This is a genomic window from Ensifer sp. (assembly GCF_031989085.1).
Classification (GTDB): Bacteria; Pseudomonadota; Alphaproteobacteria; order Rhizobiales; family Rhizobiaceae; genus Ensifer.
Window position 1 is genome coordinate 1,231,890 of sequence record NZ_DALZXU010000001.1, and the last position, 22,639, is coordinate 1,254,528.

The following is a 22,639-nucleotide window of genomic DNA, read 5'->3' on the forward strand; positions in this document are numbered from 1 at the left end:
GTTGGATGCCAGAGTACGCAAACCCGATAGGCGGCTTTGATGACGGTTGGGTGATGTCTGGCTAACAGGCCGGTGAAGCTTTGATGACAGGGCGCTGGTGTTAACCGGCAAGGGCAAGTGTCGCCCAGCGGCCGGGCGTTACGCCATAAGCGCGCTTGAAGTGGCGGGAAAAATGGGCCTGGTCGGCAAAGCCGGTGTCGAGTGCCGCGCCTGCGAGGCTATGGCCGGTGGCGATCATCCGGCGTGCCTGTTCCAGGCGGCGCATCAGGAGGTAACGGTGCGGGCTGGTGCCGAGAATTTTTCGGAACTGGCGGGCGAGTGTGAAACGGTCGAGGCCGCTGACGGATTCGAGCTCCTGGGATCCTACGGGCCGATCGAGATTTTCCCTGAGATAGTCGGCCGCCTCGAAGACCGCCCGCTTCGCCGATCGGCTGCCCACCTTGCCTGGCATTCCGGCATGGCGGGAAAGGCCTTCTGCGATGCGCGTCAGAATGTCGTCGAGCGCCAATTCGTCGATGCCGCCGTCCAGATCCATCACGGCCTCGCCGATCGCCTGGCGCAAAGCAACGTCACCGACAACCGGTGCGGCGATAAAGGGCAGGGCGCCGCCATTGTCGCCGAGCGCTGCAATCAGCCGCTCGGGCTGCAGATACATCATCCGATATCTGAGCGTTGCCTCCGTTCCCGCGCCACCATCATGCACCTCATCGGGGTGAATGATGATGATGCTTCCAGGCGTGCTGTAGCGGCTCTCGCCGCGATACTGGAAGGTCTGGATGCCGCCGAGCGTGACGCCCAGCGCATAGGTGTCGTGGCGATGCGGCTCGAACACCTTGCCGTGCAACCGAGCCTCGATGCGCTCGATGCCGTTGAGCGGCGCGGCAACGCGGATGCCATCGCCCGGCGCGGCACGCAGGCCGTCGCCCGGCGATCCGCACAATCGTTCAAGATCGATCGCCGCGTCTTCGGTTAAGGCCTGCTCGGGCACGCCCTGATGTCTTGAAATGGAGAAACCCGTCATGTTCGACACCAAGTTCGCGATCGTGTTGCGCGAGGATCTGGCCACCTGGCAGAAGCTGAACGTCACCGCCTTTCTGGCCACCGGCATCGCCGGACAGAAGCCGGCAATCATCGGCGAAGCCTATCGCGATGGCGCCGGCAATGTCTACAACGCGCTGAGCGTTCAGCCGATCATCGTGCTTTCCGCAGATGGTGCCACGCTTGGGCAAATTCAACGCCGCGCGATCGAAAGGGACGTGCAAACTTCGCTCTATGTCGACGCCATGTTCTCGACCGGCCACGACAGCGCCAATCGCGCGGTCTTTGCCGAGACCCGACCCGAGGACGCGGCCGTCGCCGGCATCGCCGTACATGCCGACAAGAAGCTCGTCGACAAGATCACGAAGGGTGCGAAGCTGCACCGGTGAAACCGGGCTCGGCGGCGGTTGAAGGGACGGGCGTTCCGCCAGCGCGCAGCGCCAGCACGCCGATTTTCTGCCCGCGGCCCTTGACGGCATGCTCGCCGAGATCTTCCACGCGCACGTAGTGCGGCAGCCTCATCTTGCGGGCGAGGTCGGTGGAAATCAGCACCTGGTGGTTCAGCGTCTTGCAGAAGCCTTCGAGCCTGGCTGTCGTGTTAACCGTATCGCCGAAATAGGTGATCTTGTGTTTGTCGACGCCGATCTCGGCCGCGACGATCGTTCCGCCGTGAAGTGCGGCCCTCAGGCGCGGAACTTCGCCGAACTCCTTGCGCCACCTGTGGCTCTCTGCCTCGATGACATCGAGGATATCGAAGACGCAATGAACGCAGGCCGCGTTGTTGACGGCACGGTCGAATGGCCAGGTGATGATCGCAGCGTCGCCGACGTAGTCGTCGATCGAACCGCGGTATCGCAGCACCGGATCGGCAAGCGTGGTGAACAGCTTGCCGAGATACTCCTGCATCCTCAGGTCCCCGTTCCGCTCGGCATAGGACGTCGAGCCGGCAAGATCCAGAAACAGGAAAACGCGCTCCTCCTGGATCGGCTTGCGATAGCGGCCGGTCAGCAGGCTGAGGAAGACGTCCCGGCCCAACAGCTCCCGCACGCGGAGGATGAAGACCAGCGGACCTGCGATTGCGAACGTGAAAAGTAGCACGGTGCTCGATGGCACCAGGGCATCGAGCCAGTCTTCGCGCAGATGTCCCGTCATCTGCATGATCAGGCCGGCCACAGCGTAACCGACGTCGATCAAGACGAAATACACGGCAAGGGTGGCAAGAAAGAAGATCGGTGTCGAGAAGGAATGGATCCTGCGGTAGAGCCGCCGGAAGATGATGTGGCGCTCAAAGGCAAGGATCGGCATGCAGATGAAGACTGCGTAGGTGGCCCCGATCAGGCCGCCGCCGCCAAAGGTGACCCAGGCATAGACCGCACCAGCTCCGCCGACGATCAGCAGCAGCAAAATTCCCTCGAACGTGGAGAAACGCCAGCGCATGCGGAAGAGCCTCGAAACCCTAAAGCCAAAGAAAGGCGCGTTGGCCAACATCGGTGAGCCATGTCGCGTCAGCGCGCCGAACCGCCGTGATCGGGGTTGCGAATCGGTCTTGCTAAGGGGCCTTGGCTAGAGCCGGATTCGGGCGGAAAGTTGTTTTCCGCCCGCCCGTAATCAGGAGCCGATTTCCATCGCTTCGATCTTCTTGTCGACGAAGCGCAGCGCCACTTCGCCGTTGATCAGTTTCAGCGCCGTGTCGCCGAACAACTCGCGCCGCCAGCCCTTGAGCGCGCCGACATCGGCCTTCTCGCCCTCGGCCGCGATCTTGTCGAGGTCGTCGGAGTTGGCGATGATCTTGGCGGCCACGCCCTGCTTTTCAGCGATCAGCTTCAAGAGCACCTTGAGCATCTCGGTGGCAGCGGCAGCACCTTCGGGCGTATGGCTCTGCCGCGGTAGCCGCGGCAAATCGGTCTTGGGAATGGCCAACGCCTCGTTGACAGCTTCGATCAGCGCAGTTCCGGCGCTCGATCGTTCCCAGCCCTTCGGAATGGTGCGCAGCCGCGCCATCGCCTCGGTGTCCTTCGGCTGCTGTTGCGCGACCTCGTAGATGGCATCGTCCTTGAGAATGCGCCCGCGCGGAACGTTGCGGTTGCGCGCCTCGCGTTCCCGCCAGGCGGCGACCTTCTGCAGCACGGCAAGCTCGATCGGCTTCTTGACGCGCATCTTCAGGCGCTGCCATGCGTCGTCGGGATGCAGGTCGTAGGTGTCCTTGGCTTCGAGGATCGCCATTTCCTCGGAGAGCCACAGCGAGCGCCCCTCGCGCTCGAGCTGGGCGTTCAGGTGCTGGTAGACGTCGCGCAGATGCGTGACATCGGCGAGCGCATAGTCGAGCTGCTTCTCGGTCAAGGGCCGGCGGCTCCAGTCGGTGAAGCGCGAGGACTTGTCGATCTGCTCGCCCTTGATCCGGTTGACGAGCTGGTCATAGGAGACGCTGTCGCCAAAACCGCAGACCATGGCTGCGACCTGTGTGTCGAAAATCGGGTGCGGGATCAGGTTGCCGAGATGGAAGATGATCTCGATATCCTGGCGCGCAGCATGGAAAACCTTGATCACATCAGGGTTGGCCATCAGCGCGAAGAACGGCGCAAGGTCGATACCCTTGGCCATCGGATCGACGATCACGGCCATATCGGGGTTGGCCATCTGGATCAGGCAAAGCTCGGGCCAGAAGGTGGTCTCGCGCAGGAATTCCGTGTCAATCGTAATATAACTTGAGCGGGCCAGCTGCTGGCAGGCGGCCTCTAGATCTGCGGTTGTTTCAATCATCGGATTTAAATCACTGTGGCAAAAATGCGGCTTTCGTTTTCGTGTAGCCCTTCATGCCATCCGTCACAATCAAAAATCTCAGACCACCTTGAAATAACCGGTCATGCCGGTCTTCTGATGCTCGATGATGTGGCAGTGGAACACCCAGTCGCCGAGATTGTCGGCGACGAGGGCGATTTCCGCCTGTTCGTCGGGCAGAAGCAGGATGGTATCGGTCGGCGGCGGCAGGAAGGTCCGCTTGTTCGAGCTTAGAATGCGGAAGCTCATGCCGTGCAGATGGATCGGATGGGCGTGCGGCGTCCGGTTGGCGATCTGCATCACATAGCTCTTGCCAAACTTCATTTCCTCGATCGGCGCGATCGGGTCAGGCGTGTCGCCCGGCCACGGCACCTTGTTAATCGCCCAGAATGTGTATCCGAGCGAGCCGCAGACCGAGGGCGCTGCCTTGTGCTCGGCGGTGGCCGTCAGTTCGATCGGGATGCGGGTTGCAACCGAGAGATCCGCCTCGGCGATAGGATTGGCGGGAAGGGCGGCGACATCTCGGATGTCGCGCTTCAAGGAGGCGCCGGTCGCCCGGAAGCTGGCGATCGTCCAGGGATGCGAGCCGCGCAGATTGCCGAGTGTCACCGTGGTGCCCTCGCTGTCGGGCATGCGCATGACGAGGTCGATGCGCTGACCCGGACCGACATCGTAGCGGTCGAGCAGGAACGGTTTGTCGACCGGATTTGCGTCGAGTGCCACGACCATGGCCTCGGCGCCTTCCAGCCCCACCGTATAGATCCGGGTGACGTCCGTCGCCGCGATCCGGATCCGGACAAGGCCGCCGGCGGGGGCATCGTAGCTCGGCTCCTGCTGCCAGTTCGCCGTGCGCACCGTACCGTATGTGCCGCCGCGCGCGGCATCTCTCGGTTTGAACGGATCGATGAAGGCGCCGCCCTTGCCGAGCCGCCAGTCGCGCAGGTTGAGGACGATCTCCGCGTCGAACACAGGATCGGCGGGGTTTTCGACGACGATGACGCCGGTGAGGCCGCTTCCCATCTGCGTCAGCGTGTTGCAATGCGGGTGATACCAGAAGGTTCCGGCATCCGGCGGCGTGAAGGCATAGTCGAAGGGATCGCCCGGATAGACATAGGGCTGGGTCATTTCCGGCACGCCGTCCATGGCGTTCGGAATGCGTAGGCCATGCCAGTGCACGGTCGTCGGCTCGTCGAGCCGGTTCATCAGCCGTGCCGCGTAGGCTTCGCCCATGCGCATGCGCAGGACAGGCGGCACGCCGTTGCTCGCGGCGTCCCCCAGCCCATAGGTCATGACCTTGGGTGTCACGCCGTCTGCGGCGAGCTGCGCCTCGGCGAGTTGCGCCGTCAGGATCTGCGGATCGGGCGCCGCACCGGCGCGCGCCGCCATGCCGGCACCGAATGCGAAGGCGCCACCCAAAGCGGCGGAGCCCTGGAGAAACGTGCGGCGGCTGATCAGGGGCATTTTGGCGATCTCGACGACAGAACAGGTTGGTTGCTCAGGTTCTAAACCTGATCGCCGCAATCAGCAATTCGCTCGCGCAGCCACATCTTGCCGCAGGGGCTTCAGTCGTCCTTGCGCGGCTGGTTGCCGCCCGCGAGCTTGTTGAAGAAGGACGAGGTTCGCAGCAGGTTGCGGAACGGCATGGCGCGGGCCTCGGTCGGCACGCCGCTTCGGGCCGTCATGCGCCTGATCGTATAGAGCATGAAGAGGAAGAGGATGGCGGCGGTATAGATGAACAGTGCCTGCGGCCCGAAGATTTCGAGCAGGAACGAAGCAAACAGCGGGCCGATGATGGCGCCGAGCGACCAGAAGAACAGCATGCCCGCAGACACCAGCGCATGCTGGCCTTCGGCCGCATGGTCGTTGGCGTGGGCCGAGCAGAGCGAATAGAGCGGCATCGCGAACGCGCCGAACAGAAAGATGCCGGCGAAGTTGAGCAGCTCGTCGTTGCCGGCGCCGAAGGCGAGGAAGAGCCCGGCGAGCAGGGACCCGAAGGTGGCGATCAGGATGATCAGGCGGCGGTCGATCTGGTCGGAGTAGTGGCCGAGCGGATACTGCAGTACGACGCCGCCGATAATGCCGGCGCTCATGAAGGTGGCGATCGCCGTGACCGATAGCCCGATCCCCTGCGCATAGATCGGCCCGAGCGAGCGGAAGGCGGCATTGGTGAGGCCGACGACGATGCAGCCGACGGTCGCAAGCGGCGAGATATTCCAGAGCGCCTTGACGTCGAAGCGGATGGCTTCCGGCGCGACTGGGCTCGACCGGTCCGCGAAGGAAATCGGCACGAGCGACAGGGTCAGCGCCATCGAGATAATGGCAAAGAGCTCGAAGCCGCCGATGCCGACGCCGGGAATGACATATTGCGCGGCGGTCACCGAGCCGAGATCGACCAGGCGGTAGACTGACAGCGTTCGCGCGCGGTTGGTATTGGTAACACTGGCATTCAGCCAGCTCTCGACTGTCGCAAACAGGCAGGCAAAACAGATGCCGGCGACCAGCCGCATCAGGAACCACACGAATGGATTGATGACGAGCACCATGGCGATCGCCGCCGCCGAGGCGATCGCCGCCATCGCCGAGAACGTGCGGATATGGCCGATCGATCGCAGGATACGGGTGACGTAGACGCAACCGAGCGCAAAGCCGATGTTGTAGCCCGTGCCGATGACGCCGATCAGCGACGTCGAGAAGCCTTCTTCCAGTGCCCTGAGCGAGATGAAGGTGCCTTGCAGGCCGTTGCCGCCGATGAGGATGCCTGCGGTGACGAGAAGCGGAATGAGCGGACGAATTTGCGACATGGGGCAGGCGACTTCCGAAGGGCTCGCGAGTCGGGAGAAAGGCGGACGCAATATGTGTAGCGGCGCATCCCCACGGCGCACAGTCGCGAATTGTGACGGTATCCGTTCTTTTCGCGCCGTTTGGCCGAAAGCCTTGTCTTTGGCCGGTGAACAGGGTGGAATTTGCAAGCCGCCGGTGGCGCTTCCCGAAGGGAACGCAGAGGTCTCGGCTTGACAAAGCCGGCGCATCATGCGCTTTTCCGCCCGATTTTGATCATGTTGCCGCGCGCCGTTTCGGCCTGCGCGGCGCTTTGCAATTCCGGGATAACACGATGCACCGCTACCGCAGCCACACCTGTGCCGCCCTCCGCAAGTCGGATGTCGGCTCCACCGTTCGCCTCTCCGGTTGGGTCCACCGCGTCCGCGACCATGGCGGCCTGCTCTTCATCGACCTGCGCGACCATTACGGCATCACCCAGGTCGTCGCCGATCCCGATAGCCCGGCCTTCAAGGCGGCAGAGACCGTGCGCGGCGAATGGGTCGTGCGCATCGACGGCCTCGTCAAGGCCCGTATGGACGACACCGTCAACAAGGGCATGCCGACGGGCGAAATCGAACTCTACGCCCAGGAGATCGAAGTTCTCTCGGCTGCCAAGGAACTGCCGCTGCCGGTCTTCGGCGAGCCGGATTATCCGGAAGACGTGCGCCTGAAGTACCGCTTCCTCGACCTGCGCCGCGACACGCTGCACAAGAACATCGTCAAGCGCACGCAGATCATCTCGTCGATGCGCCGCCACATGGGCGAAGTCGGCTTCACCGAATACACAACCCCGATCCTGACGGCGTCGTCGCCGGAAGGCGCACGCGACTTCCTCGTACCGTCGCGCATCCATCCCGGCAGCTTCTACGCCCTGCCGCAGGCGCCGCAGCAGTACAAGCAGCTGCTGATGGTTGCCGGCTTCGACCGCTACTTCCAGATCGCGCCGTGCTTCCGCGATGAAGACCCGCGCGCCGACCGCCTGCCGGGCGAATTCTACCAGCTCGACCTGGAAATGAGCTTCGTCGAGCAGGAAGACGTCTGGTCGACGATGGAGCCGGTGATCCGCGATATCTTCGTGGAGTTTGCCGACGGCAAGCCGGTGACAGAAAAGTTCCCGCGCATCCCGTATGACACGGCGATCCGCAAATACGGCTCCGACAAGCCTGACCTGCGCAACCCGATCGAGATGCAGGCAGTGACCGAGCATTTCGCCGGCTCCGGCTTCAAGGTCTTCGCCAACATGATCGCCTCGAACCCGAAGGTCGAAGTCTGGGCGATCCCGGCAAAGACCGGCGGCTCGCGCGCCTTCTGCGACCGCATGAACGCCTGGGCCCAGAGCCAGGGCCAGCCGGGCCTCGGCTACATCTTCTGGCGCAAGGAAGGCGAAAAGCTCGAAGGCGCTGGTCCGCTCGCCAAGAACATCGGCGAGGAGCGCACCGATGCGATCCGCACGCAGCTCGGCCTCGATGATGGCGATGCCTGCTTCTTCGTCGCCGGCGATCCCGCCAAGTTCTACAAGTTCGCTGGCGAAGCCCGCACGCGGGCAGGCGAGGAGCTGAACCTCGTCGACCGTGATCGCTTCGAATTCTGCTGGATCGTCGACTTCCCGTTCTACGAATGGCTGGAAGACGAAAAGAAGATCGACTTCGCCCACAACCCCTTCTCGATGCCGCAGGGTGGCCTCGAGGCGCTGAACAGCCAAGATCCGCTGTCGCTCAAGGCCTACCAGTACGACATGGTCTGCAACGGCTTCGAGATCGCGTCCGGCTCGATCCGAAACCAGCTGCCGGAAGTCATGGTCAAGGCGTTCGAGCTGACCGGGAAGTCGCAGCAGGAAGTCGAAGACCAGTTCGGCGGTCTCTACCGTGCGTTCCAGTACGGCGCGCCTCCGCATGGCGGCATGGCCTTCGGCATCGACCGCGTCGTCATGCTGCTCGTCGGCGCCAAGAACCTGCGCGAGATCTCGATCTTCCCGATGAACCAGCAGGCCGTCGACCTCCTGATGGGCGCGCCGTCGGAGGCTGCACCGGCCCAGCTGCGAGAACTGGCACTTCGCCCGATCCCGCAGAAGAAGGACTAAGGTCTGCCCAGACCGAGAAACAAAAGACCCGGCGGTGCCATTCACCGCCGGGTCTTTTCATTTGGGACTGGCACAGGCGCTCAGGGCCTGGCGTAGACGGCGTCGTGGACGTCCCGGGTGAACTGTCCCCACATGCCTTCGAACGCCCCATTGGATCGTAGCCTTCGACTGCGGCGTGCCGGCGGACGCAGGGGCGGCGAGCACGGCCCTCCGTAGCCGAAGGCCCAGCCCGGACCACCCTGAGTTTCCGCCTGCCGACCCGTCTGATCCTGCATCATGGCCTCGGCCGTCGCTGCCCACAGGATGAGGCCGCCGCCCTTCCTGATGGCTTCGAGGAAGGCGAGCACGTCCTTCGCCGTTGCCGCCATGCCGGCTCCACCCGAGGGGAACTGCTTGCCGTCGAGGATACGGTCGGGCGAGAGGGTCACCTTTCGCTCGCCGATCGGCACCGCCACGGTTCCTTCCATGCGCGATGGTGCAGGGGAGCCGTCGAAGTAGGTGGCGGTGAGCCGGTCCGGTTGCTTCACGGTGAACCCGGTGTCCGCAAGCGAAACGATGAGGTCTCCCGCCACGTCGCCGCTTTGCGCGCCCATACGCTTTCGGCGCTGGAGGCGCGGCTTTCAGCGGCGTTGACGAAGGCGTTTTACGCCAACGGATCGACACGGCAGGCCTTGCCCGTTTCATCGGCGACAGGCAACCGGCGACCCGACCCGGCGCGCTTTCGCGTGCCTGCCTGATCTGCCCAGGGGAGGCGTGAAGCGCCGTGTCTGACCGTCAGAAATCCATGCCCGGCCCACCGGAAGGAGGCGCTGTGCCATCCGCTTTCGGCTTTTCGGCGATCATCGCCTCTGTGGTCACCAGCAGCCCGGCGATCGAAGCCGCATCCTGCAGCGCCGCGCGCACGACCTTTGCCGGGTCGATGACGCCCATCTTGAAGAGATCGCCATACTCGCCCGTCTGCGCGTTCCAGCCATAGGCGAAGTCGGTCTTCTCGCGCAGCTTGCCGACGATGACCGAGCCTTCCGCTCCGGCATTCTCGGCAATCTGGCGCACCGGCATTTCCACGGCCCGCCGGACGATTTCGATGCCGACCCGCTGATCCGGGTTGGCGGCCTTGATCCCGTCGAGTACACCGATGACCCGAAGGAGCGCAACGCCACCGCCGGGCAGGATGCCCTCCTCGACGGCTGCGCGGGTGGCATGCAGTGCGTCGTCGACCCGGTCCTTCTTTTCCTTCACCTCCACTTCGCTCGATCCGCCGACGCGAATGACGGCGACGCCGCCTGAAAGCTTGGCAAGCCGCTCCTGCAGCTTCTCGCGATCATAGTCCGAAGTGGTCTCTTCGATCTGCGCCTTGATCTGGCCGATACGGCCGTCGATACCGGCCTTGGTGCCGGCGCCGTCGACGATGATTGTATTTTCCTTGTCGATCATCACTCGCTTCGCGCGGCCAAGCGTCTCAAGCGTCACAGTCTCGAGCTTGATGCCGACATCGTCGGAAACCACCGTGCCGCCGGTCAGCACCGCGATATCTTCGAGGATGGCCTTTCGGCGGTCGCCAAAGCCCGGCGCCTTGACGGCGGCGATCTTGAGGCCGCCACGCAGCTTGTTGACCACCAGTGTCGCCAGCGCTTCGCCTTCCACGTCCTCGGCAATGATCAGCAAAGGCCGGCTTGCCTGGATCACCGACTCGAGGATCGGGATCATCGCTTGCAGGTTCGACAGCTTCTTTTCATGGATGAGGATGTAAGGATCTTCGAACTCGACCCGCATCTTCTGCTGGTCGGTGATGAAGTAGGGTGAGAGGTAGCCGCGGTCGAATTGCATGCCCTCGACGATCTCAAGCTCGATCTCGGCGGTCTTTGCCTCCTCGACGGTGATCACCCCTTCGTTGCCGACTTTCTCCATTGCCTCGGCGAGATATCGGCCGATCTCCGTATCGCCATTGGCCGAAATGGTTCCGACCTGGGCGATCTCGGCGTTGTTGGCGATCTTGCGGGCGCGGACTTTGAGTTCGGCGACGATCGCGTCGACGGCAAGATCAATGCCCCGCTTCAGGTCCATCGGGTTCATGCCGGAGGCCAGCGCCTTGACGCCCTCCTTGACGATGGCCTGCGCAAGCACGGTTGCCGTCGTCGTGCCGTCGCCGGCGACATCGCTAGTGCGAGACGCCACCTCTCGCAGCATCTGGGCGCCCATGTTCTCGAACTTGTCCTCAAGCTCGATCTCCTTGGCGACGGAAACGCCGTCCTTGGTGATGCGCGGCGGCCCGAAGGATTTTTCGATGACGACGTTTCGCCCCTTCGGCCCGAGCGTCACCTTCACCGCGTCGGCAAGCATGTCGACACCGCGCAGCATACGATCGCGCGCATCGCTACTGAATTTGACGTCCTTGGCTGTCATGGTCGGCCTCTCATCCCGCAGCTCTCAGTTACGCGACCTGCCATCGCAAATGGCTCCCGGCATGTCGGTCGCCCTACCACCTGCATTTCCGCACGTCGGGCGCCCCGGCGCCCGAAGGGCTACTCCTCGCCGTCATCCGGCGTCAGGATGTCGATCAGCGCGGCGACACGGCCCGCCGGCAGGTGGCGCCCTTCGCCGATCAATGCTTCGTCGTTGTTGACCCAGGCAATCGCTTCGGCAAGCTCGGCTGCATTGGCCCCTGTTGCCAGCAGCTCGGCCATCAGCGTTTCGTCGACCGGGCCGAGGATGGCGGTTATATCCTGATGCTTCAGTCCCATGGCTTTCTCCTTCCGTGTGATCGGTCAGGAATGCGGGATGGCAGATCTGTCTTCAGAGAAATGTAGATAGGCGACAGCGCTCGAGCATCAAGTTGCGGCCATCATAACATGGAACGCGTCGGCACGAAAAAGCCCGGCGAAGGGCCGGGCTGGTGCGGTTGCGAACGGATCACTGGGGTCGGAGGGCGTTGTCGAGAAAATACCATTGGTCGAGGTTCGCCCGGATGATTGGCTCAATCGCTTCGTTCAACAACAGGATGTCGTCCAGCTGGCGGGCACCGGGGCGCTCTTCCGACGGCAGCCGTATGGGGGGCAGTGCGCGACATTCGAAGCGAAAGCCGTCGGTGCGCAGACTATACCATGGGCAGATCGTGGCGCCCGTCATGCGCGCCAGGCGGATCGCGATCGCAAGGTTGCCTTCCAGATGCGGCTTGCGATCGAAGAATGGCCCGCGGATCGTGCCGGCAAAGCCTTCGTCGCAAAAGGTGCTGACAACGCCGCCGCTCTTCAAGATCTTGATCGCCGGACGAATGCCCTCTGCCCCGGGCGGCAGGAAGCGCAAGCCCGCCTTTCTGCGAACACGCTCGGCAATCCATGCCTTGGCCCGCCCCTTGGGCGGGAGGTAGAAGGCGTGGGGATGGACGTTAATGCTTTGCAGGACAGTCGGCCCGACTTCCCAGTTGCCGAGATGCATGCCGACGATGATCACGGGTCCTGCTTTGGCTGCTTCACCGATGATCTCAAGGCCTTGCAGGGTCAGCCGATCCCGGTTGTTTCGCAGCCGGTTCACGACCGAGAACTCGGTCATCAGCCGGCCCTGTGCCCTGCAATTTTCCCGAAACAGCGCTTCCTGTTCGCCCGCGTTGAGATCGGGGCGTAATGCGCGGATCGTTTGCCTTGCGCGCTGCGACGCCACCTTGTGAAAACGCGGCACGGCAAACAGACCGAGGCCCGCACCAAGACGGGAACAGGCATCCATCGGCAGCAGCTTCATGCCGAAATGCCCGGCGAGATTGGCGAAGTTCCAGAAATTGTCGGTGACCCAATACTGCCAGAACGCTTCGCGTCCTTCTCGGCCGGACAGGGCATCGCCAAGGGAAGGGCGCTCTTGGCTTGTGAACGTCCACGCTCGGCGCTTGGCAATCTTTTCGGCCTGGCGCGGTTCTTCAATGGTCATGGGACGGTCTCTGCCTTCGATGGAGGGTCACCGGAAGTCCGCCCTTGGGCCGCAGCGTCAGACGGCAAACGGGTTCCACCTTGTGACCGTCGACGACGGCAACCCGGAATTGTTGCGCAATGATCGCCAAGCACAGGATTGCTTCCGTCAGACCGAAATGCAAGCCGGGGCAAACACGCGGTCCGCTTGCAAACGGGATGTAGCTATATGGCGTCGGGCGGCGTCCGCCCATGAAGCGGTCCGGACGGAAATGATGCGGATCCTCGAACAGGCTTTCCGTCCGGTGAAGCAGCCACGGAACGATCAGAACGAGCGATCCGCGTTCGGCTGCGATATCGCCGATCATTTCCGCCTGGCGCGTCTGGCGCGCGAGAATAGGCACTGGCGGGTAGAGCCGAAGCGTTTCCTCGATAATCGCCTTGCACAGCTCAAGTTGCGGCACGTCGTCGATTGTCGGCACGCGATCGCCGCAGACACGAGCGATCTCGTCATGCAGCGCCTTCTCCACCCATTTCGCGCGCGACAGCAGGTACCAGGCCCAGGTGAGCGTGGCCGCCGTCGTTTCGTGGCCCGCCATGAAGATCGTCGCCGCTTCGTTGCGCAGCGCAACCAGATCGAGCTTCAGCCCCGGATTGCGCTTCTGGCGGCGGATCAACAGCTCGACCATCGAGTTGTGGTCGCCGCGGTCCTGCAGCTGGTCCTCCACGATCTTGTCGATAATCGCATGGATCCGTTTGACCGAGCGGCGAAGTGTCGGCGTCCGCAGGATCGGCAGCCCGTCGTCGAAGCCGTGGAAGTAGCCGAGATTGATGGAATCGACCAATGACTGGTAGCTCGTAAAGCCGTCCGTGACGGCCGCCGCGCTGCCGTCGCCGAGCTGGTTTCCAAAGACGCTTCGCGCGATGATCTGGGCAGTCAGACCGGCCATTTCGTGCAGGACGTTGACCTGCGCGCCATCGGGCATGCTGGCCCAGCGCACGACCAGTTCGCTGGTCGTGCGCTCCATCACCGGGCCGAAAGCCGGCACCCTCTTGGCATGCACGATGTCGGCGACCAAGGGGCGCCGTTGCTTCCAGGTGTCGCCATCCGAGATGAAGAGGCCGTCGCCCACCAGGAATTCGAGCGCCCGGCGCATCTGTGGGCTTTTGCGCTCGAAGTTTTCGTGCCGCTTGACGACGACCTGGCGAATAAGGTCGGGCGCGTTAACCAGAATGACCTGCCGGCCGATCAGCCGGATCTGTGAAGCCGCCTCCGTATAATCGCTGTTTCGCCAGATCGACAGGAAATCCGTTCTTGCCTGAAGCAGAAGTCGCAGCGGTTTTCCCGATGGACCGGAATAATAGTCGGCACGGGCAGGTTCAAATCTCTCTTCCGACAGCTCCTCCCTGAAGTTTACCGGTTGATGGAACCACCCAGCCATTGACGTCCGATCTGTCAAAACAAAAGGAAAATTGAGTTGCAGTCAGGCATGATCGGCCGGTTGCTCGTGCGGGGCCGAAACGGCCCCGTATGATGCTGCAACCAACCCTTTGCCTGTTGTAAAACATGGCAGTTTCAATGTCGTCTCGAATGGGAAAGGCTTGCGAACCGTAATAAAGTGCAGTCGAAAATCGCGCCTGCACCGAATGTCCGGGAGATTTTATTTCGATTTCACGCGTATGAAGTCATGCGAAAATGAACTTAAGTCAGTTGAGTCTGACCAGAAGGTAATACTGGCGGTCCGAACTTCATGGCGCAAGCCGGCGTAAATAGATCGTCTCGTTGATTTTCGGGTTTTCAACCGAAAAGCGGTGATATTCATCTATACGACAGGCCCGCGCTGAAACACGACCGGTCCCGCGGGGCCTAGATCAGCCCGGCTTATTTGGAGTTTGTATGCCGCGGATGGGCCAGGACTGTGTGCGCAATCGGCGTGTGTCGCGTGGATACAGGCGGCTGGATACGAAAACGCCGGCGACTTCGATGAACCTGTAGGCTCGTGAAGTCGCCGGCGGCGATCGTCAGGCTATGTCTTTAGGGATCAATCGTTTGCGGTAACCTTCACGCCGAGCACCGACGGGATGGTGTTCGGTGCGCCCATGGCCGCGCCCATGATCATTGGGAACGGAACGGGCTTTTCCGGAGCCGCGCTGATCGTCAGGCTCTTCGGGCCGTCGAGGTAGGTGTTGACGGCGGAAGAGACCTGATTTTGCAGTTCCGGCACGTTGAGCTGCGCCATCATCAGGGGCACGAGACCCTTGAGCGACTGCGCCAGCTGGTCGCCGGTCACGCCCTGCTGCGAGCCCGCATAGTCGAGTGCCTTCTTGGTGATGGAGGCGTCGTCAAAGCGGATCTCGGCGCTGTTGAAGGTCAGCTGCTGCATCAGCCCCATCATGGCAAGTCCCATCGCCTGGTTCGCTTCTTCCTTGTTCGGGTTGGCTTCCGCCGCCTTCAGCGCGTCCTGAAGCGACTTCATGAAGGCGAGCGTGTAGCCGGAGAAGTCGACGGCAAGGTTTAGCCGGCCGACATTCTTGAAGTCGAAGGCGTATTCCTCCAGAGCGACATTGCCGCTTTCCAGTTCCCAGCTGCCCTTCATCGTGATGGCGCCATCGAGCTTCGTCAGGCCGAGCTTTTCGATGGCGTCCTTGGACTTGGGATCTTCCACTTGCGAAAGGTCCGCCTTGAGGCCGGCGACCGTGGCATCGAAATCAAATCCGGCGTCGTTTTCCTGGCGGGCGAGGTTGGCTTCGCTGCTTTCGAGCGAGAAGAGATCCTTGCCCATGCTGCTGACCGTGATCGGGCCGGTGCTGGCGCTTTCATAAAGCAGGACATCGTTGATCGTACCGCCAGTCGCGTTGGCCGGGATCGACAGGCCGGAAATCAGGATGTCCTTGGCCGTGAAGATGCCCCCGTCCTGGGCGATATTGACGTCGGGGAAGGAGACGGTCTCGGCATAATAGCCGCCGCCTTCGGTCTCCTCGACGCCTTCAAAGGTGATGTCGCCGATCTTCAGGGCATCGCCGGGCTGGCCCGCCAGCTTGATCTGGACGCCGGAGGCCGTCACCGTATCGCCGTTGACTTCCGCCTTGTCGAAGGTCAGCGCGGTGCCGTTCGAGTTCGTTGCGGCATCGAGCTTCTTCATCATGTCCGCGCCGTCCAGCGCGAAAGCCGGGCCGGAAAGGGTCAGGAGTGCGGCGCTGGCCATCATCAGGCGGAGCTTGCGCGTATGCATCATTTGAGAGTTCCTTCGTGAAAATATCTGATCGTGTAGCGATGTCGAAGATGCGGCGTGGTTAATCTGGTTCATGTCTGCAAGCTGCGTCAACTGAGGCGGGCCGGCGTATCGGCCGGCGAAATGTGCCGCGCCCGAAGCCCTTGTTCTCCCGCCTGTTCGCGTCCTGCAATGTCCCCCTCGCAAATCATCCAAATCAACAGCAGCCGAACCTAATACGAAACAGGGCGAAATTATATTCGCTTGTTGAATTCACAGAGCTTCCCCGCCTGGATGCTTTCCAGGACGTTACCGAGGGCAATCCTCTAACCCATGCCATAGTCACTTAGGCATTGCACGAACATTGCAGCGTCCCGCCTGCGCCGTTCAATTGCGTATTGCCGCCGCCTTTGGTTCTCCACAGCGCGATCCCCTGAAATCCTTGATGTTCCGGGTTTGTTGCGCTAGCAAGAGCAGATGGGACAAAGCCTTACGCCCCCGTCTGGCGGGGATGATCATATTCAGCCGGTTGACCTGAAGGCAGCGCTGGAAGAGCGCTACCTTGCCTATGCCTTGTCGACCATCATGCATCGCGCACTTCCGGACGTCCGCGACGGACTGAAGCCAGTGCACCGTCGCATCGTTCATGCCATGAGCGAGATGGGGCTGAGGCCGAACACCTCTTTCAAGAAATGCGCCCGCATCGTCGGCGACGTCATGGGTAAGTTCCACCCGCATGGCGACGCCTCGATCTATGATGCGCTGGTGCGCCTTTCGCAGGAATTTGCCATCCGCTATCCGCTGGTCGACGGCCAGGGCAACTTCGGCAACATCGACGGCGATAACGCCGCCGCGATGCGTTACACCGAAGCGAAGATGACCGACGTCGCCGCGCTGCTGCTCGAGGGCATCGACCAGGACGCGGTGGATTTCCGTCCCACCTACAACGAGGAAGACCAGGAGCCGACCGTGCTTCCCGGCGCCTTCCCGAATCTGCTTGCCAACGGCGCCACCGGCATCGCCGTCGGCATGGCGACATCGATCCCGCCGCACAACGCGCACGAGCTGTGCGACGCGGCGCTGCACCTCATCCGCCATCCCGAGGCGACCGTCGAGGACCTGCTCTACGATCCCGCCAATCCGCAGAGGGGCGGCATCGAAGGGCCGGATTTTCCGACCGGCGGCATCATCGTCGAAAGCCGCGCGAGCATGGCGGACGCCTACCGCACGGGCCGTGGCGGCTTTCGAGTGCGGGCGCGTTGGGCCTCGGAGGAGCTTGGTCGCGGCGGTTACCAGATCGTCATCACCGAAATCCCCTATCAGGTCCAGAAGTCGCGGCTGATCGAAAAGATCGCCGAGCTGCTCGTGGCACGTAAATTGCCGCTGCTGGAAGATATCCGTGACGAGTCGGCCGAAGATATCCGCCTCGTGCTGGTGCCGAAGAGTCGTTCGGTCGATGCCGGCATCCTGATGGAATCGCTGTTCAAGCTCACGGAGCTCGAAAGCCGCATTCCGCTGAACATGAACGTGCTGTCGATGGGGCGCGTGCCGCGCGTCATGGCGCTCAACGAAGTGCTGACCGAGTGGCTTGCCCACCGCCGCGACGTTCTGCAGCGCCGGTCACGTCACCGGTTGGCGGCGATCGATCGTCGCCTTGAGATCCTCGGCGGTTATCTCGTCGCCTATCTCAATATCGACGAGGTCATTCGCATCATCCGCGAGGAGGATGAGCCCAAGGCCGTGATGATGGAGCGTTTCTCGCTCACCGACCTGCAGGCCGAGTCGATCCTCAACATGCGGCTGCGCTCCCTGCGCAAGCTGGAAGAATTCGAGATCCGCACCGAATTCGACGCCCTGTCGAAGGAGAAGGCCGAGATCGAGGCGCTGCTCGCTTCCGAGGAGAAGCAGTGGCAGACGGTTGCCTGGGAAATCGGCGAGGTGAAGAAGAAGTTCGCCAAGGCGACCGAGATCGGCAAGCGTCGCAGCACCTTTGCCGATGCGCCGGATGCCGATATCGAGGCTATCCAGCAAGCGATGATCGAGAAGGAACCGATCACCATCGTTATCTCGGAAAAGGGCTGGATCCGGGCGCTGAAGGGCCACATCTCCGATACGTCGACCCTGCAGTTCAAGGAGGGCGATGCGCTCAAGGTCGCATTCCCGGCGCAGACGACCGACAAGATCCTCGTCTTCACGACAGGCGGCAAGGTCTACACGCTCGGCGGCGACAAGCTGCCCGGCGGGCGCGGCCATGGCGAACCCTTGCGCATTATCGTCGATATGGAAAACGATCAGGACGTGCTGACGGCCTTCGTGCACGATCCGGCAAGAAAACTCATCCTGTCTTCGGCCGCCGGCAATGGCTTTGTCGTTGCCGAGAGCGAGATCATCGCCAATACCCGCAAGGGCAAGCAGGTGATGAATGTCGCCATGCCCGATGAGGCCAAGCTTGTCCTGGCCGTCAAGGGCGACCACGTCGCGGTGGTCGGCGAAAACCGCAAGATGCTCGTCTTCCCGCTGGCGCAGATTCCGGAAATGGCGCGCGGCAAGGGCGTCCGCCTGCAGCGCTACAAGGACGGCGGTGTCTCCGATATCCGCTGCTTCGCCATCGCCGACGGCCTCGTGTGGGAAGATAGCGCCGGCCGCGTCTTCACCAAGAGCAAGGATGAGCTGGCCGAATGGTTGGCGGATCGTGCGTCAGCGGGCCGTGTCGTGCCCAAGGGCTTCCCGCGTAGCGGCAAGTTCAGCGGCTGACGGAAGCGGCCTGCGCGGCACTGCTGCGCAGGCTCGTGATCCTCTCCGTGCTCGGCGATCCGGAAAAACCGGGAATGCCCCGTTTTCGGCGCTTGAAAGCAACGTGGGGTCGTGGATCAATATTCATCCAACTGGATGAACGCCATGCCGAATTCTGCGACCCTCGACGACATCCTCCTTGCGCTGGCAAATCCGGTGCGCCGGCGGATATTCGAGATCCTTCTCGGCGGAGAAACGAAGGTGGGGGAGGTCGCCGCGGCCGTGGCGGTAACACCCGATATTCTCGATCAGCACCTGCGCATCCTGGAGGAAGCCTGCCTCGTCTCCCGATTGCCGGAACGCGGTGGTGAAGCGGTGCGCGGCAATCCGGCTCCGCTCGACATCGCAGCCGCGTGGATCGACATGAACCGCGCCCTCTGGTCGATGCACATCCAGATTGCCGCTCCGTCGGAGGAGGCCGGCCGGACGCCTGCCTGACAATCACGCGATCGAGGCTGCCGCTGCCTATTCTGCGCAGGACAACGCCGCGCGGGCCGCTCGGCTCCGCATCTGCCAAAGAGAATGGCCGATCAGCGCCAGGATCAGGACGGCGCCACCGATGAGCGTCTGTGTCGTCGGACTTTCCGCAAAGACGAGCCAGACCCAGATCGGCGCCAGGATGGTTTCCAACAGATAGAACATGCCGACTTCCGGTGCCGACAGGAACCGTGGGCCGGTCGCCAGGCAGAAGAATGCCAGCGGGATCATCACGAGGCCGTTGAACAGGATGTATTGCGGAGCCGCGATCGCAAAACCGCTGGCCGGCAGCAGCAGAAGGGCGACGGCGGCCGGAAAAATGGCGGTGACAAGTGGCACCAATGCCATGTCGCGCCCGCTCGCCCGGCTGATCGTGATGGCGCTTGCGAGCAGGAAGGCGGAACTCGCCGCCATCGCGTCGCCGAACAGATGGCCGCTCTCAAGCCCATCCTGGACGATCAGCCCGACGCCGACCACCATGGCCGCCATCGTGACGAGCGTGGCATTGGATGGACGCTCTTTCAGGAAAATCCAGGAGAGCAACGCGGCGAACATCGACGTGAAGGCAAGGATGAACACGACATTTGCTGTCGACGTGTTGAACACGGCGAGCAGAAACGTGCAGGAGTTGATGCCGTAGAACAGGCCGACGACCAGCCCAGCCTTGCCTGGGATGAGCGAGATTTTGCGGCCGAGCAGCCGATTGAGCACGAACCAGGCGACAAGGCCGACCACGAAGGTTGACAGGCTTCTGACCGCAAGCAGGGACCAGACCTCGCCGCCGGCAGATCGGATGAGCGGAATGTCGAAGGAGAGAGCGAGGCCGCCAAGGCTGGTGATGGCAAGTCCGCGCCGGTGGAGCGCAGCATCGGTGGAGGAGCTCAAGGGTCAATCCGTTTCGGTTGAAGGCGTTTCCGCGGCCGTATCGGGACCATCGTAGCGCTCCCAGCCGCGCGGCATAAGGTGCTCCTGCGGCAAAAATTTCGTCTTGTAGCCCATCTTGCGCGATCCCTTGACCCAATAGCCGAGATACACGTGCGGCAGGCCGCGCTCCCGGGCGCGCCGGATATGATCGAGAATCATGAAGGTGCCGAGCGAGCGATCCTCGCACGCCGGATCGAAGAACGAGTAGACCATCGACAGACCATCACCCATGCGATCGGTCAGAGCCGTAGCGATCAAGGGGCCACGCCCCCTCTCGCTGATGCCGTCACCTTCGGCCCGCAGTCGGTATTCGATGATCTTGGTATGGACGTGCGTATCCTCGACCATCATCGCATAGTCGAGAACCGACATGTCGGACATGCCGCCCTTCTGGTGACGCCGGTCGAGGTAGCGGCGGAAGAGATTGTACTGCTCGCTCGACGGCTCGGCCGGATACTCCGAGGAAATCACATCGCTGTTGGTTGCGAGCACACGGCGCATCGACCGGGTCGGCGAGAATTCGTTGGCGAGGATGCGCACGGAAATGCAGGCGCGACAGGTTTCGCATGCCGGGCGATAGGCAATGTTCTGCGAGCGGCGAAATCCGCCCTGGGTCAAGAGGTCGTTGAGCTCCGGTGCGCGCTCCCCCACCATGTGGGTAAACACCTTTCGCTCCATCTCGTTCGGCAGATATGGGCAGGCTGCCGGCGCAGTAAGATAGAATTGCGGAGACGGAGTGGTCTGTGTGTTCATCGAGTGCGGTTGTCACTCTTGGCGCGGTTGTTCATGACAATAGCATGGCGGAAGAATGGAAAACGTCAACTCACACGTTTGGGGCGGTCCCCTTGCGTGTGGGTCATCCGTTACCGCGCTTCGGCGTTGATCAGTAGGCGTCGCGACGCACTGTGACCGTGCCGATCAGGAGATCGTGCAGCAGGCGGCTGCGATCGGTGAACAGACCGACCAGAAGTACGAGCGGCGTCAGGAGCGCGTTGGCGATCCAAAAGATCACCAGATGGACGATCGCCGTCAGGAAATCCATCGGTCGCCCGTCCGTGCGTGCAATAGCAAGACCCATCATGCGCATGCCGGGCGAGGCCTGCTCGCGTCCACCGACGGTGATGCCGAAATAGAGCATCGCCAGAAACGCGAAAAGCACGGGATAGAGCAGGAATCCGAGGCCGAGCGTCAGTATACCCAGGAAGAAGACGACCACGGCGGCCGGGATCCATAGAAGGGCGATGATGACGTAATCGAGAATGAAGGCAAACACCCGCCTCGACAGCACACCCTGGTAGGCGCGCCAGTCATTGCTCGGCAGCCGCAGTTCTTCGTTGTGCATCGTCATCTCTAGTGGCCTCGCATGGTTGCAAGCTCGATATGGGATGACATTGTGGGCAAAACAAGGATTGCCCACGATCGGTTGCCTGCAGTTTGTCAGGTGGGCGTTACCGCCCCTTGGCGAGAATTTTCGCGACCTCGACGGCAAAGTAGCTGAGGATGCCGTCGCAGCCGGCGCGCTTGAAGGCGAGCAGCGTTTCGAGCATCACCTTCTCGCCGTCGATCCAGCCGTTGGCCGCGGCCGCCTTGATCTGGGAGTATTCGCCCGACACCTGGTAGGCGAAAACCGGAAGGCCGAATGCCTCCTTCATGCGCCAGCAGATGTCGAGATAGGGAAGCCCTGGCTTGACCATCAGCATGTCGGCCCCTTCCTCGACGTCGAGTGCGGCGTCGCGGATGGCCTCGGTGCCGTTGGCGGGGTCGATGTAGTAGGTCTTCTTGTCGCCCTTCAAGAGACCGCCGGTGCCGATCGCCTCCCGGTAGGGGCCGTAAAAGCCGGACGCGAATTTCGTCGCATATGCCATGATACCGACGTTCTGGTGGCCGGCGGCATCGAGTGCCTGGCGGATGGCGCCGATGCGCCCATCCATCATGTCCGACGGCGCGATGATGTCGGAGCCGGCATCGGCCTGCGCCACGGCGGCCCTGGCGATCATCTCGACCGTCTCGTCGTTGACGATCTCGCCGTTGCGCAGGATGCCGTCATGGCCATGGCTGGTGAAGGGATCGAGTGCCACGTCGGTGATGATGCCGATCTCGGGCACGGCTTTCTTGAAGGCACGCGTCGCCTGATTGATGAGATTGTCGGCGGCAAGGCTGTTGGAGCCGGTCTCGTCGCGCAGCGACAGATCGATATTGGGAAATGTGGCGATTGCCGGGATGCCTAGACCGGCCGCTTCCTTCACCGCTTCCACAGCCCTGTCGATGCTCATGCGGTTGACGCCCGGCATGGCGTCGATCGGCTGGACGATGTTTTCGCCCGGCACGATGAAGATCGGCCAGATCAGGTCATCGACCGTCAGCCGGTTTTCCTGCACCAGCCGGCGCGTCCAGTCGGCCTTGCGGTTGCGGCGCATGCGGCGGTGCCCGGTAATACTGTCCACAAGATTCGTCCTGTCGTTCATTGCGCCGCGCCTTTCCCTGGAAGCTGTGTGGTGGCATGCGCTTTACCATGCGGGAGCGACGCTTGGAAACTGCACGGCGCGCCGCTTGCCTGCGGCATTTCTTCCCCTGCCGTCTGCCGGCGGGGGCGGGGGGCTCCGTTCCCGCTGGCGGATGAC

Annotated in this window: 19 protein-coding genes; 4 read left to right on the forward strand and 15 right to left on the reverse strand. The window is 62.5% G+C overall.

Translation table 11 applies throughout. The features are described 5' to 3' along the window. Window positions 1-100: 100 nt before the first annotated feature. A complete protein-coding gene (locus RTP54_RS05970) occupies window positions 101-1,021 on the reverse strand; it encodes an AraC family transcriptional regulator (protein ID WP_312361538.1) in 921 nt (306 codons plus the stop codon). On the opposite strand from RTP54_RS05970, the gene RTP54_RS05975 reads away from it, so the two are divergent. Then, a complete protein-coding gene (locus tag RTP54_RS05975; RefSeq protein ID WP_112809990.1) occupies window positions 1,020-1,427 on the forward strand; it encodes a DUF2000 family protein in 408 nt (135 codons plus the stop codon). The two genes, RTP54_RS05970 and RTP54_RS05975, sit on opposite strands and share 2 nt — an antisense overlap. Here RTP54_RS05975 and RTP54_RS05980 read toward each other — a convergent pair. The 4 genes from RTP54_RS05980 to RTP54_RS05995 form a co-directional block, all read right to left on the reverse strand. Further along, window positions 1,399-2,475: an adenylate/guanylate cyclase domain-containing protein gene (locus tag RTP54_RS05980; protein WP_112818479.1), complete on the reverse strand. Its 1,077-nt coding sequence runs from the start codon at window positions 2,473-2,475 to the stop codon at window positions 1,399-1,401. The genes RTP54_RS05975 and RTP54_RS05980 overlap by 29 nt on opposite strands. A gap of 171 nt (window positions 2,476-2,646) precedes the next feature. Next, window positions 2,647-3,798: a ribonuclease D gene (gene rnd, locus RTP54_RS05985; RefSeq protein ID WP_112809989.1), complete on the reverse strand. Its 1,152-nt coding sequence runs from the start codon at window positions 3,796-3,798 to the stop codon at window positions 2,647-2,649. 78 nt (window positions 3,799-3,876) lie between these two features. Continuing rightward, window positions 3,877-5,277, reverse strand: coding sequence for a multicopper oxidase family protein (locus tag RTP54_RS05990; protein ID WP_312361541.1), 1,401 nt, complete (start codon window positions 5,275-5,277; stop codon window positions 3,877-3,879). A 101-nt stretch (window positions 5,278-5,378) separates the two neighbouring features. Further along, window positions 5,379-6,617 carry an MFS transporter gene (locus RTP54_RS05995; protein WP_112809987.1) on the reverse strand — a complete coding sequence of 413 codons (1,239 nt, stop codon included), beginning with the start codon at window positions 6,615-6,617 and terminating at the stop codon, window positions 5,379-5,381. A 311-nt stretch (window positions 6,618-6,928) separates the two neighbouring features. Between RTP54_RS05995 and aspS the strand changes: the two genes are divergently transcribed. Further along, the gene (gene aspS / locus RTP54_RS06000) at window positions 6,929-8,716 is read left to right on the forward strand and encodes an aspartate--tRNA ligase (RefSeq protein ID WP_312361543.1); all 1,788 of its coding nucleotides are present in this window, start codon (window positions 6,929-6,931) and stop codon (window positions 8,714-8,716) included. A gap of 80 nt (window positions 8,717-8,796) precedes the next feature. Here the strand turns inward: aspS and RTP54_RS06005 are convergent, their stop codons facing one another. From RTP54_RS06005 to RTP54_RS06030, 6 genes are all read right to left on the reverse strand, one after another. Continuing rightward, the gene (locus RTP54_RS06005; RefSeq protein WP_312361544.1) at window positions 8,797-9,309 is read right to left on the reverse strand and encodes a hypothetical protein; all 513 of its coding nucleotides are present in this window, start codon (window positions 9,307-9,309) and stop codon (window positions 8,797-8,799) included. A gap of 181 nt (window positions 9,310-9,490) precedes the next feature. Beyond that, window positions 9,491-11,119 (reverse strand): chaperonin GroEL, encoded by a 1,629-nt coding sequence (gene groL, locus RTP54_RS06010; protein WP_312361545.1) that lies wholly within the window; start codon window positions 11,117-11,119, stop codon window positions 9,491-9,493. 119 nt (window positions 11,120-11,238) lie between these two features. Continuing rightward, on the reverse strand, window positions 11,239-11,457 hold the full coding sequence (locus tag RTP54_RS06015) for a hypothetical protein (RefSeq protein WP_312361547.1): 219 nt from the start codon (window positions 11,455-11,457) through the stop codon (window positions 11,239-11,241). A 169-nt stretch (window positions 11,458-11,626) separates the two neighbouring features. After that, window positions 11,627-12,634, reverse strand: coding sequence for a lipid A biosynthesis lauroyl acyltransferase (locus RTP54_RS06020; RefSeq protein ID WP_312361549.1), 1,008 nt, complete (start codon window positions 12,632-12,634; stop codon window positions 11,627-11,629). Then, complete coding sequence (locus RTP54_RS06025) at window positions 12,624-14,054, reverse strand: cytochrome P450 (protein WP_312361551.1); 1,431 nt, start codon at window positions 14,052-14,054, stop codon at window positions 12,624-12,626. Before RTP54_RS06025 ends, RTP54_RS06020 begins: the two co-directional genes overlap by 11 nt. A gap of 600 nt (window positions 14,055-14,654) precedes the next feature. Beyond that, window positions 14,655-15,848, reverse strand: coding sequence for a hypothetical protein (locus tag RTP54_RS06030; protein ID WP_112809981.1), 1,194 nt, complete (start codon window positions 15,846-15,848; stop codon window positions 14,655-14,657). A 453-nt stretch (window positions 15,849-16,301) separates the two neighbouring features. On the opposite strand from RTP54_RS06030, the gene parC reads away from it, so the two are divergent. Next, window positions 16,302-18,578 (forward strand): DNA topoisomerase IV subunit A, encoded by a 2,277-nt coding sequence (gene parC / locus RTP54_RS06035; RefSeq protein ID WP_312361554.1) that lies wholly within the window; start codon window positions 16,302-16,304, stop codon window positions 18,576-18,578. A 135-nt stretch (window positions 18,579-18,713) separates the two neighbouring features. Further along, the gene (locus RTP54_RS06040) at window positions 18,714-19,055 is read left to right on the forward strand and encodes an ArsR/SmtB family transcription factor (RefSeq protein WP_112810086.1); all 342 of its coding nucleotides are present in this window, start codon (window positions 18,714-18,716) and stop codon (window positions 19,053-19,055) included. A gap of 27 nt (window positions 19,056-19,082) precedes the next feature. On the opposite strand, the gene RTP54_RS06045 is transcribed toward RTP54_RS06040, so the two are convergent. From RTP54_RS06045 to hemB, 4 genes are all read right to left on the reverse strand, one after another. Then, on the reverse strand, window positions 19,083-19,979 hold the full coding sequence (locus tag RTP54_RS06045) for a DMT family transporter (RefSeq protein WP_312361558.1): 897 nt from the start codon (window positions 19,977-19,979) through the stop codon (window positions 19,083-19,085). A 3-nt stretch (window positions 19,980-19,982) separates the two neighbouring features. Continuing rightward, complete coding sequence (locus RTP54_RS06050) at window positions 19,983-20,771, reverse strand: arginyltransferase (protein WP_112809978.1); 789 nt, start codon at window positions 20,769-20,771, stop codon at window positions 19,983-19,985. Window positions 20,772-20,901: 130 nt separating this feature from the next. Further along, window positions 20,902-21,366: an RDD family protein gene (locus RTP54_RS06055; RefSeq protein ID WP_112809977.1), complete on the reverse strand. Its 465-nt coding sequence runs from the start codon at window positions 21,364-21,366 to the stop codon at window positions 20,902-20,904. A 100-nt stretch (window positions 21,367-21,466) separates the two neighbouring features. Continuing rightward, window positions 21,467-22,483 (reverse strand): porphobilinogen synthase, encoded by a 1,017-nt coding sequence (gene hemB, locus RTP54_RS06060; protein WP_112809976.1) that lies wholly within the window; start codon window positions 22,481-22,483, stop codon window positions 21,467-21,469. Window positions 22,484-22,639: the final 156 nt, after the last annotated feature.

What these genes read in the sequence shown, in the direction of transcription:
- hemB (WP_112809976.1), bottom strand. Translation starts at nt 22,483, where the DNA reads ATGAACGACAGGACGAATCTTGTGGACAGTATTACCGGGCACCGCCGC.
- groL (WP_312361545.1), bottom strand. Translation starts at nt 11,119, where the DNA reads ATGACAGCCAAGGACGTCAAATTCAGTAGCGATGCGCGCGATCGTATG.
- parC (WP_312361554.1), top strand. Translation starts at nt 16,302, where the DNA reads ATGGGACAAAGCCTTACGCCCCCGTCTGGCGGGGATGATCATATTCAG.
- RTP54_RS06020 (WP_312361549.1), bottom strand. Translation starts at nt 12,634, where the DNA reads ATGACCATTGAAGAACCGCGCCAGGCCGAAAAGATTGCCAAGCGCCGA.
- RTP54_RS06005 (WP_312361544.1), bottom strand. Translation starts at nt 9,309, where the DNA reads ATGGGCGCGCAAAGCGGCGACGTGGCGGGAGACCTCATCGTTTCGCTT.
- RTP54_RS05990 (WP_312361541.1), bottom strand. Translation starts at nt 5,277, where the DNA reads ATGCCCCTGATCAGCCGCCGCACGTTTCTCCAGGGCTCCGCCGCTTTG.
- RTP54_RS05995 (WP_112809987.1), bottom strand. Translation starts at nt 6,617, where the DNA reads ATGTCGCAAATTCGTCCGCTCATTCCGCTTCTCGTCACCGCAGGCATC.
- RTP54_RS06040 (WP_112810086.1), top strand. Translation starts at nt 18,714, where the DNA reads ATGAACGCCATGCCGAATTCTGCGACCCTCGACGACATCCTCCTTGCG.
- RTP54_RS05970 (WP_312361538.1), bottom strand. Translation starts at nt 1,021, where the DNA reads ATGACGGGTTTCTCCATTTCAAGACATCAGGGCGTGCCCGAGCAGGCC.
- aspS (WP_312361543.1), top strand. Translation starts at nt 6,929, where the DNA reads ATGCACCGCTACCGCAGCCACACCTGTGCCGCCCTCCGCAAGTCGGAT.
- RTP54_RS06025 (WP_312361551.1), bottom strand. Translation starts at nt 14,054, where the DNA reads ATGGCTGGGTGGTTCCATCAACCGGTAAACTTCAGGGAGGAGCTGTCG.
- rnd (WP_112809989.1), bottom strand. Translation starts at nt 3,798, where the DNA reads ATGATTGAAACAACCGCAGATCTAGAGGCCGCCTGCCAGCAGCTGGCC.
- RTP54_RS05980 (WP_112818479.1), bottom strand. Translation starts at nt 2,475, where the DNA reads ATGCGCTGGCGTTTCTCCACGTTCGAGGGAATTTTGCTGCTGCTGATC.
- RTP54_RS06015 (WP_312361547.1), bottom strand. Translation starts at nt 11,457, where the DNA reads ATGGGACTGAAGCATCAGGATATAACCGCCATCCTCGGCCCGGTCGAC.
- RTP54_RS06050 (WP_112809978.1), bottom strand. Translation starts at nt 20,771, where the DNA reads ATGAACACACAGACCACTCCGTCTCCGCAATTCTATCTTACTGCGCCG.
- RTP54_RS06055 (WP_112809977.1), bottom strand. Translation starts at nt 21,366, where the DNA reads ATGACGATGCACAACGAAGAACTGCGGCTGCCGAGCAATGACTGGCGC.
- RTP54_RS05975 (WP_112809990.1), top strand. Translation starts at nt 1,020, where the DNA reads ATGTTCGACACCAAGTTCGCGATCGTGTTGCGCGAGGATCTGGCCACC.
- RTP54_RS06030 (WP_112809981.1), bottom strand. Translation starts at nt 15,848, where the DNA reads ATGATGCATACGCGCAAGCTCCGCCTGATGATGGCCAGCGCCGCACTC.